Raw genomic sequence first — 9,564 nt, 5'->3', positions numbered from 1 at the left:
GTCTGGGGCCGCCACGACGCCCGGATCACCGGGCGCCGGGTCCGGATCCGCCACCGCCGGAGCCGCGGTCAACACCAGCGCCAGCCCCGTCACAGAAGCCAATCCGGCTGCGGTCAGGGCGGCCGAAAGCCTCCCTCGCGTCCAGCCCGACATATGCATCCCTCCACGCTCGAGTTCCTGACACAGTGTGGCACAGGGGGCACGCCAGCTAACAAATTCGACGCCGCGCGGCGGCCGGTTGCACCGGCATTTGCGCCGTTGAACTGCCCAGCTATGAATCGCGTGAGCTTGTCGGCGCAACGTCGAACGCGTGACGGTTGGCCGCCGTGCCGACCAGCGCCAACGCCATCAAGCCGGCCGACGCGGCCAGCATGAGGACGACGTTGCGTTCATAGAGCAGGCCGCCCGCCAGCGCGCCCGCCATGATGCCCACCTGGAACGCCGTCACGTACAGCCCCGACGCCCCGTCGGGATCGTCGGCCCCGCTGCGCATCGCCGCGGACTGCATCATCGGCGAGACCGCGGTGGCCATCGCGCCCCAGAGCACGATCGCGGCCGTCCCGATCAGGGCCGCCACGGCGGCGGGCCGGCCCCCCAGCGCCAGCGCGGTCAGCACGACGAACGCGGCCGTCAAACCGGCCATGCATCCGATGATCGCGCCCTTGGGCCGACGGTCGAGGGGCCGCGCCACCAGGCCGACAGCCAGCACCCCCGCGGCGCCGTAGGCGGCCAGCACCCACGCCAGGTTCGGGCCGCGCACACCGACGACTTCCCGGATGATCTCCACGATGTAGGTGTAGGAGACAAAATGGCCGGTCACGCCGACCATGGTGATGATGCTGACGATGATCAGCCGGCGGTTGCGGTGGTGCCGCGATCGCGGGCCTACGCACTTGAGCTGGTCCTCGGTGAGCACCATCTCCGGCAGCATCACCCGGGCCGCCACCGTGACGACGGCGGCCGCCACGGTCACGCACACCACCGCCACGCGCCAGCCCCACATCAGGCTCATGGCCGCGGTCAGCGGGCTTCCGACCACCAGGGCGAGGCTCGTTCCGACGTAGATCGACATCGTCGCGCGGCCGGCGTGGCTCGGCGGCACCAAGCGGGTGGCGATCGGGGCGATGACCGACCAGAGCAGGCCGTGGGTGATCGCGCAGAGCACCCGGCCGGCGGCCAGCACCGCGAAGGTGGGCGCCACGGCCGAGATCAGCTGCGAGACGGTCAGGCAGGTCAGGCTCGCCACCAGCACCCGGCGGCGCGGCAGATGGGCGGTCCAGCGCACCAGCGGGATGGTGGTCAGGGCCGCCACCAGGGCGTACCAGGACAGCAGCGTGCCCACCACGACCAGGCTGACGTGCAGGTTGCGGGCGATGGCCGGCAAAGCGCCGACGGGCAGGATCTCGGCGGTGACATAGGTGAAGGCCGCGGCGGCCAGCACAACGAGCTGAGCCGCGATCCGTGGGGTCCACGTTCGCGCGGCAGCATTCGTTTCGGCAGTCATGGCGTCGGTATCGGCCGGGCTACCCAATTCTTGGGTTGTCGCGCCTAATGCGATCACACTGCCTTACCGTACGGACCGCAACTGCGGCTCCCCCCTTGTCAGGGCCGGAACGCAGGTCTCAACTAGGTACCAATCAGGAACGGACCAGCCGCGCGATGGCGGCGGAGGCCTCGGCGAGCTTCTCATCGGCGTCGTCCCCGCCCTCGGCCACGGCCCGGGTGACGCAGTGGTTCAGGTGCTCGTCCAGCAAATTCAACGCGACCGACCGCAGCGCGCTGTTGACGGCGCTGATCTGGGTGAGGACGTCGATGCAGTACTTGTCTTCCTCGATCATCCGCGCGATGCCGCGCACCTGTCCCTCGATGCGCCGCAGCCGCTTGGCGTAGTTGTCCTTCTGCTGCGAATATCCGTGCGCGTTCGTCATCCGTCCTTCACCTCTGCCCCTACGCGTGCCCATGCGCGCCCGCCGCGCGTGCCGGGCCGGCGTCACCCCAACCACTTTATACCCCGCCCGGGTATGACCCGCGCATTTGCCGTCGGGCCAGGTCACGCATACTTACACGATGGCCACAGCACGCGATACGAGCGCAGTCACCGACATCAAACCCCGCAGTCGTGACGTCACCGACGGCCTGGAGAAGGCCGCCGCCCGCGGCATGTTGCGGGCGGTAGGCATGGGTGACGAGGACTTCGCCAAGCCGCAGATCGGGGTGGCGTCGTCGTGGAACGAGATCACGCCGTGCAACCTCTCGCTGGACCGGCTCGCCAAGGCGGTCAAGGAGGGGGTCTTCGCGGCGGGCGGCTTCCCGCTGGAGTTCGGCACCATCTCGGTGTCCGACGGGATCTCGATGGGCCATGAGGGCATGCACTTCTCGCTGGTGTCGCGCGAGGTGATCGCGGACAGCGTCGAGACCGTGATGCAGGCCGAGCGCCTCGACGGCTCGGTGCTGCTGGCCGGCTGCGACAAGTCCCTGCCCGGCATGCTGATGGCCGCCGCGCGCCTGGACCTGGCGGCAGTCTTCCTGTACGCAGGTTCCATCCTGCCGGGGCGGGCCAAGCTGTCCGACGGCACCGAGCGCGAGGTCACCATCATCGACGCGTTCGAAGCCGTGGGTGCCTGCGCGCGCGGCTTGATGCCCCGCGAGGACGTCGACGCCATCGAGCGCGCCATCTGCCCCAGCGAGGGCGCGTGCGGCGGCATGTACACCGCCAACACGATGGCCAGCGCCGCGGAGGCCCTCGGCATGTCGTTGCCCGGCAGCGCGGCGCCCCCGGCGACCGACTACCGCCGCGACGGGTTCGCCCGCCGCAGCGGTGCCGCCGTCGTCGAGTTGCTGCGGCGCGGCATCACCGCCCGCGACATCCTCACCAAGGAGGCGTTCGAGAACGCGATCGCGGTGGTGATGGCGTTCGGCGGCTCGACCAACGCGGTGCTGCACCTGCTGGCGATCGCCCACGAGGCCGAGGTCACGCTGACGCTCGACGACTTCAGCCGGATCGGGTCGAAGGTTCCGCACCTGGCCGACGTCAAACCGTTCGGCCGCCACGTCATGGCCCACGTCGACCAGATCGGCGGTGTTCCGGTGGCGATGAAGGCGCTGCTGGACGCGGGCCTGCTGCACGGGGACTGCCTGACGGTGACCGGCCAGACCGTGGCCGAGAACCTGGCCGCGATCGACCCGCCCGACCCCGACGGCAAGGTGCTGCGCGCGCTGGACAATCCGATCCACCCGACCGGCGGGATCACAATCCTGCGCGGGTCGCTGGCGCCCGAGGGCGCGGTGGTCAAGTCGGCCGGCTTCGACTCTGACGTGTTCGAGGGGACGGCAAGGGTTTTCGACGGCGAGCGGGCCGCGCTGGACGCCCTCGAGGACGGGACGATCACCAAGGGCGACGCCGTGGTGATCCGTTACGAGGGCCCCAAGGGCGGGCCCGGCATGCGCGAGATGCTCGCCATCACCGGCGCCATCAAGGGCGCCGGCCTGGGCAAGGACGTGCTGCTGCTGACCGACGGCCGATTCTCCGGCGGGACGACCGGCCTGTGCGTGGGACACATCGCGCCCGAGGCGGTCGACGCCGGGCCGATCGCGTTCCTGCGCGACGGCGACCCGATCCGCCTGGACGTCGCGAGCCGGGTGCTCGACGTGCTGGTCGACCCGGCCGAATTCGATTCCCGGCGAGAGGGTTTCACCCCTCCTCCGCCGCGCTATAAAACCGGCGTACTGGCCAAGTACGTCAGGCTGGTGAGCACGGCGGCGAACGGTGCGGTCTGCGGCTAGCCCCGATCGCCGCCTCGCTCAACGGGTTTGGATGCTATGCGTGCGCGGCCGCCGCGCGTGTGCGCCTGCCGAAGTAGGTGGCGTTGAGGCCCAGCACCGTCAGCAACACACCCGCGACGACGTTCGACCACAACATGCCGGCGGTCAGCGCGACGTCCCGCAGGATCCACGGCGAGACGATGGCCCACACACCGAGCACCGGCATCGTCCAGGTCAGGCCGTGCGCGCGGTCGAGCGCCGTGGCGAACCCGTACGCCAGGAACGCCGCCGCGATCCCGACGATCAGGTCGGACGTGGCAAGCGATGCCGTCGCGCCGAAGCCCACCATCCACGGTGACGCGGCCACGTACAGGCCCGTCAGCAGCGCCAGCCCGAAGGTGACGTGCGCACTCATCGACTCGGCGGCGCGGTCGTAGCTCGCGCGCAGAGCCAACAAATCCGGGTGGTGATCGATTGATGAATGGACTGTACTCATTTTGTGACCTTTCTGTTATGCAGCAAGCCTTTTGAGCCGGCTGCACCCATCCATCTGCCGTCAAGATTACGCCCGGTCGCCGCTCGCCAGCAACGAAATCCGCGCCGTCGGCAGCCGGCCGACCAGGGGGAATTGACCGGCCGCGTAGCGTCGTAGGACATGGACATCGCGGACCGCCTGCGGGTTGACGTCCCGGTGGCGCAGGCCGGCATGGGCGGTGGGTTGGCGGGCGCGGCGCTGGCGGGCGCGGTCGCCGAGGCGGGCGGCCTGGGCACCCTGGGCCTGGCCACGCCCCGCCAGTTGCGCGCGGCCATCGACGAGGTCCGCGAGCGGGCCCCCGGCCGCGCGGTCGCGGTGAACCTGTTGATGCCCTTCGTTCACCGCGCACACGTTGCGGTCTGCGTCGAGACCGGCGTCGACGTGGTCGTGCTGGCGTTCGGCGAAAAGCGCGGGCTCGTCGCGCACCTTCGCGACGCCGGCATCTTCGTGTTCGTCATGGTCGGCACCGCGGCGCAGGCGAGCGCCGCGATCGGTTGGGGCGCTGACGGTTTGATCGCTCAGGGCCGCGAGGCCGGTGGCCACCTCGTCGGGACCATGCCGGCACTGCAGTTCCTGCCGCGGGCGCTCGCGGCGGCCCGCCGGCGCCCCGTCTTTCTCGCCGGCGGCATCGCCACCGGCGCCGACACCGCGGCCGCCCTGGCCGCGGGCGCGGGTGGGGTGGTCGCGGGTACGCGGTTCCTCATGACGCACGAGGCCAATGCCAACCGGGAATACCAGCGGCGAGTGGCCAACGCGGACAAGACGATCGAAACCAACCTGTTCGGCCTGAGCTGGCCGCTGCGTCATCGCGTCCTGCCCAACGCCGCAACACGGCGCTGGTGCCGCGACGACGGCTGGGCGAAGGCCTTGCCGGCGGCCATCAACTGGGCCAGCCGCCCCCTGACCGCGCTGGGCTACTTCGACGCCGGCGCCTTGATGCGCCTGCAGTCGCCGGCCCGGCCATTGCTCACGCCGCTCGCGCCGCTCGCCACGATGCCCGATGAGTGGGTGGACCGTTCGGCGCTGTACGCCGGTGAAACCGCGCTTTGCATCGGCGAACTCACGTCCGCCGCGCAGGCGGTCGCCGAGCTCAGCCCGCGCTGAGCGGCTAACGCACCAACGCCAGCGCGAAGCCGTCCCAGCGCTTGGCGCCGACCGTCTGGATCACCGCCGTGTCTAGCCGCGGGTGCTCACCCATCAGCTGCAACGTGTGGCGCACCGCCTCCGCCTGGGCGTTGCCTTGCGGCTCGAGGATCTGGCCCTCGCGAATCACGTTGTCGGCCACGATGAGTGCGCCGGGGCGGGCCAGCCGGACCGCCCAGTCCAGATACGCGACGTAGTTCTCCTTGTCCGCGTCGATGAACACCAGGTCGAAGGGGCCGCCGTCCAACGTGGGCAACGTGTCCAGGGCGGCGCCGACGATCACGTCCACCCGCTCGGCCAGGCCCGCCCGCTGCAGGTTGGCGCGGGCGACCTCGGCGTGCCTGGGCTCGTATTCCAGGGTCACCACCCGGCCCTGCGGGCCGGCGCCGCGGGCCAGCCAGATGGTGCTGTAGCCGCCCAGCGTGCCGATCTCGAGGATGCGGTGCGCCCGGATGGCACCGGCCAACAGGCTCAGAAACTTGCCCTGCTGGGCCGATACGGCGATCTGCGGCAGGCCGGCCGCGTCGCTGGCCTGCACCGCCGCGCTCAGGGCCGGGTCGTCGCCGACCACGGTGTCGTCGAGGAAGTCGTCGACGTCTTGGGGGGTTGGCTTCTGGGTCATGCCATCCACGCTAGCCGGGCGGCAGCCGACGGCTCGATCGGTATCGGAGCGGTCACGGCCATTTACTCGATACCCGTGGGGGGTATATAGTGGGCGGCGTGGCCGATCGCAGCCGCAGAAGTCCACGACAAGGAAAAGGTGAGTGAAATGGCAAATTACGAAGCAGGCACGGAGCTGACGTGTGGCCACGAGGGCTGTGGGTGTCGCGTTCGTATCGAGGTGCCCTGCCACTGCTCCGGTTCCGGTGAGCCGTACCGCTGCACCTGCGGCGACGAGCTGACGCCGGTCAAGTAGCCCGCGCGCCGGTCGTCCGTTCGGGCCGGATCCTTCCCGCTTGAGCGTCGAGTGTGCGTCCGGGGCGGCGACACGCCGGGGAACCCCACCCTGAGCGCACAGCCAAAGCCCTGCACGCACACTCGACGGCGGTCGCCGATCAGCGTCCGAACGTACGGCCAGCGAGCTCGGCCGTCGCCTCCAGACGCGGGGTGACCGCCGAGGCGCTCACCGCCACCCGGTGATCGCCCGCGGTGATACGCCAGCCACCCATGCCGCGGTCGTAGCGCGCGAGCAGGCGCGGGTCCGCCTCGATGGTGACCCGGCGGGCGGCGCCCGGCTCGAGCTCGACCCGCTCGAACCCCAGCAACCGCACGCATCGCCCGCCCGGGGCCGCCGTCAGGTACAGCTGCGGGACGTCGGCGCCCGCGCGGTCACCGACGTTGACGACGGTGAAACTCGCGGTGACCGTGTTCCCGCCGCCCACCACCAGATCGCGGTAGTCGAAGTCGGTGTAGGACAACCCGTGACCGAAGGCGAACATCGGGGCCTCGCCGGTGGCGGCGAACCAGCGGTAGCCGACATCCGATCCCTCGGTGTAGTCGATCGTGGTCGGCTCCCCCCACTCGGCGCCCAGGCCCGGCAGCTCCGGGCGGGGCGTCTGTCCCAGGTCGACCGGAAACGTGATCGGTAACCGGCCCGACGGGTTGGCCTGGCCGGCAAGGATTTCCGCGATCGCCCGGCCGCCGGCCTGCCCGGGATACCAGGCCTGCACAATCGCCTGCACCGAGTCCCGCCAGGGCATGGTCACCGGATTGCCGGTCTCGAGCACCACCACGGTGTTGGGATTGGCGGTGGCCACGGCGGTGATCACCGCGTCCTGCCCCCACGGGAGCGTCAGGTCGGGAATGTCGAACCCCTCCCCTTCGGCGCGGACGGCGAACACCAGCGCGATGTCGGCGTTGCGCGCCGCCAGCGCCGCCTCCGCGGGGTTGATACCGGGATCGAAATCGATTCGGGCATGCGGGAATTGCTTGCGCAGCTCGTCCAGCGGGCTCGACGGCAACAGGTGCAGCTTGCGCAGGCCGGCCTCCAGTCCCGCGCCACCGATCGGTATCACGGCCGCGTAGCCGCCCGGCGGGACGACGGCACTCGACCCGTAGCCGGCCGGCACCCCGACGTGTGCATATCCGCCGATGACGGCGATCCGGGCGGACGCCTCCGGCGCCAGCGGCAGCAGCCCGCGGTTGGTCAACAGCACGATCCCCTGCCGGGCGATCCGCAACGCGATCTCGTTGTGGGCGGCCATGTCCGGTACGGGCGCGACTTCGGCCCGGTCTTCGGCCCGGTCGATGCCGACCGCGAACATCGATCGCAGAATCCGCCGGACCATGTCCGAGAGCCGTTCGCCGGTCAGCCTGCCGTCGGCATGGGCGTCACGCAGGGGCGCACCGAATGCCTCCGCCTGCCATAGCAGCGCGTCGAGTTGCGCCCCGCATTCTTGGTCGAGCCCGCCCAGCGCGCACTCCCAGGACGGGGTGGCCCCCCAGTCGGACATCACCCAGCCGCGGTACCCCCAGGCGCCCTTGAGCACCTGGTTGACCAGGACGTCGTTGGCGGCGGCATACGTGCCGTTGACCTTGTTGTAGGCGGTCATCACGGCGCCCGGCTGCGAACGCTCGATGGCCAGCTCGAAGGCCAGCAGGTCGGATTCGCGATGCGCACCGGGATCGATGACCGCGTCCAGGAAGTGCCGGTTGGTCTCGTTGCAGTTCAGGGAGTAGTGCTTGACCGTCGAGATGACCTGCTGTTGCTGGATCCCGTGGACCGATTCCGCGGCCATCGTCGCGGTCAAAAGCGGGTCCTCGGACAGGTATTCGAAGTTGCGGCCGTTGCGCGGGTCGCGCACGAGGTTCATGGCTCCGGCGAGCTGCACGTTGAACCCGCGGCTGCGGGCCTCCCGGCCGATCACCTCGCCCGCGGCGCGCGCGAGGGGCGGGTCGAAACTGGCGGCCAGCGCCAGACCGGCGGGCAGCGCGGTCGCGGTGTCGCCCGGCCGGTAGCCCGGGTTGGTCACCCCGAGGCCGGCGTCGCTCATCAGCAACGCCGGGACGGCCAGGCGGGGCACGCCGGGGACGTAACCCGCGCTCATCGGGACGTCCGGCGGGATGCGCCCGTCGCGCAGCGGCCACATCTCCCCCGCGCCCATCACGCCGACCAGCAGCGCGAATCGCTCGTCATCGGTCAGCCGGGCTTCGACCTCGCGCGCCCGGGCGTCGGCGTCGCCGGACGAGCTCACCGCACACCCTCTTTGGCGTAGACGACGCGCAGCACGTGCCCGAGCTCGGGACCCATCACCAGCTCCGCCAGTTCGCCGAAGGTCGCGACGAACTCCGGCCCGTGCGGCGGCTCGACCTGGCACAGGTGGTGCGCGACTTCGTGGAGCACCACCAGCTCGCGCAGCGCCCAGTCGGCGGTGTCGCGGTCGGGCACCGCGATAACCCCTGCGCCGTCGCGGTATTCGTAATGGGCCGCCGTCGCGGCCCGCCGCGGCCGCACGCGCAACGGCGGGACGGAGGGCCAGCGCCGGCGCACCGACGGCAACGCGAGCACGTCGTCAACATAGCGCTGCACGGCCGAAACGGAGCCGAATCGCGCCTCCGGCGGCAGGGTGAGCTGCGCACCGAAGAAGTCCACGGCGCGCGACCCGTGCTCGGCGGCGCGGTCGAACAGCGTCCGGACGAACTCCTCGGCCGCGTACACCTTCGCTCGCTGGGAGTCCCGCGTGGCCGACGGCCCGGGGCTCACCGGCCCAGCGGGGTGCGCGCGCCGGGCAGTTCCGGACTGTTGCCCAGCCGCGCCCGCCGGCCCGCCCGGTCACCCGCGCGCCGCGCCGCCGAGGAGTAGCCGGCCGTCGCCCGACTGACCTGGTAGGTGCCGCGCGCCTTCGAAGCGCCCCGGTAGTAGTCGTGCAGCTCGACATCCTTGTCCCGCAACGCAATAGCGGTGCCCGGTGGGCGTCGACGATCCTTGGTGGCCTCGCGCCGGGCCTCGTCGCGGGCCTCCGCCAGCCGCTGGCCCACCCGCGCCCCGAAGGCCAGCTGAAAGTTCAGCCGCGCGGTGATGGTCGGTGTGGGCCGGTGCGCGCCCGACGCGAGGCCACCAAGGATCGTCGACGCCCACCGGGCACCGCTATTGCGTTGCGGGACAAGGATGTCGAGCTGCACGA

Annotated in this window: 9 protein-coding genes and 1 pseudogene; 3 read left to right on the top strand and 7 right to left on the bottom strand. The window is 71.0% G+C overall.

What is annotated here, in order from left to right; all coding sequences use genetic code 11:
• Positions 1–271 precede the first annotated feature (271 nt).
• Together A9X04_RS21995 and A9X04_RS21990 are read right to left on the bottom strand one after the other, a co-directional pair.
• Complete coding sequence (locus A9X04_RS21995) at positions 272–1,504, bottom strand: MFS transporter (protein WP_067925013.1); 1,233 nt, start codon at positions 1,502–1,504, stop codon at positions 272–274.
• A 133-nt stretch (positions 1,505–1,637) separates the two neighbouring features.
• Positions 1,638–1,928, bottom strand: a complete 291-nt coding sequence (locus A9X04_RS21990) for a metal-sensitive transcriptional regulator (RefSeq protein ID WP_067925010.1) — start codon at positions 1,926–1,928, stop codon at positions 1,638–1,640.
• Positions 1,929–2,067: 139 nt separating this feature from the next.
• On the opposite strand from A9X04_RS21990, the gene ilvD reads away from it, so the two are divergent.
• A complete protein-coding gene (ilvD, locus tag A9X04_RS21985; RefSeq protein ID WP_067925006.1) occupies positions 2,068–3,783 on the top strand; it encodes a dihydroxy-acid dehydratase in 1,716 nt (571 codons plus the stop codon).
• Positions 3,784–3,817: 34 nt separating this feature from the next.
• Here ilvD and A9X04_RS21980 read toward each other — a convergent pair whose 3' ends face one another.
• Complete coding sequence (locus A9X04_RS21980; RefSeq protein ID WP_067925001.1) at positions 3,818–4,258, bottom strand: SPW repeat protein; 441 nt, start codon at positions 4,256–4,258, stop codon at positions 3,818–3,820.
• A gap of 159 nt (positions 4,259–4,417) precedes the next feature.
• Here A9X04_RS21980 and A9X04_RS21975 point away from each other — a divergent pair, with 159 nt between their 5' ends.
• Positions 4,418–5,401, top strand: a complete 984-nt coding sequence (locus tag A9X04_RS21975; protein ID WP_067924998.1) for a nitronate monooxygenase — start codon at positions 4,418–4,420, stop codon at positions 5,399–5,401.
• A 4-nt stretch (positions 5,402–5,405) separates the two neighbouring features.
• On the opposite strand, the gene A9X04_RS21970 is transcribed toward A9X04_RS21975, so the two are convergent.
• Complete coding sequence (locus A9X04_RS21970; RefSeq protein ID WP_067924995.1) at positions 5,406–6,062, bottom strand: O-methyltransferase; 657 nt, start codon at positions 6,060–6,062, stop codon at positions 5,406–5,408.
• Between the two features lie 147 nt (positions 6,063–6,209).
• Here A9X04_RS21970 and mymT point away from each other — a divergent pair, with 147 nt between their 5' ends.
• Complete coding sequence (gene mymT, locus A9X04_RS29960) at positions 6,210–6,356, top strand: metallothionein MymT (RefSeq protein ID WP_073877879.1); 147 nt, start codon at positions 6,210–6,212, stop codon at positions 6,354–6,356.
• Between the two features lie 139 nt (positions 6,357–6,495).
• On the opposite strand, the gene A9X04_RS21965 is transcribed toward mymT, so the two are convergent.
• The 3 genes and pseudogenes from A9X04_RS21965 to A9X04_RS21955 all read right to left on the bottom strand — a co-directional run.
• The gene (locus A9X04_RS21965) at positions 6,496–8,634 is read right to left on the bottom strand and encodes a beta-glucosidase (protein WP_197509289.1); all 2,139 of its coding nucleotides are present in this window, start codon (positions 8,632–8,634) and stop codon (positions 6,496–6,498) included.
• Positions 8,631–9,143 (bottom strand): TIGR04338 family metallohydrolase, encoded by a 513-nt coding sequence (locus A9X04_RS21960; RefSeq protein ID WP_067924992.1) that lies wholly within the window; start codon positions 9,141–9,143, stop codon positions 8,631–8,633. Before A9X04_RS21960 ends, A9X04_RS21965 begins: the two co-directional genes overlap by 4 nt.
• Positions 9,140–9,564: pseudogene (locus A9X04_RS21955) on the bottom strand (hypothetical protein); the annotation flags it as partial. The gene A9X04_RS21960 and the pseudogene A9X04_RS21955, both read right to left, overlap by 4 nt.

This window comes from Mycobacterium sp. E3247 (assembly GCF_001667785.1).
GTDB lineage: Bacteria > Actinomycetota > Actinomycetes > Mycobacteriales > Mycobacteriaceae > Mycobacterium.
Note: the sequence above shows the minus strand (reverse complement) of the source record. Positions and strands in the feature narration are given on the sequence as shown.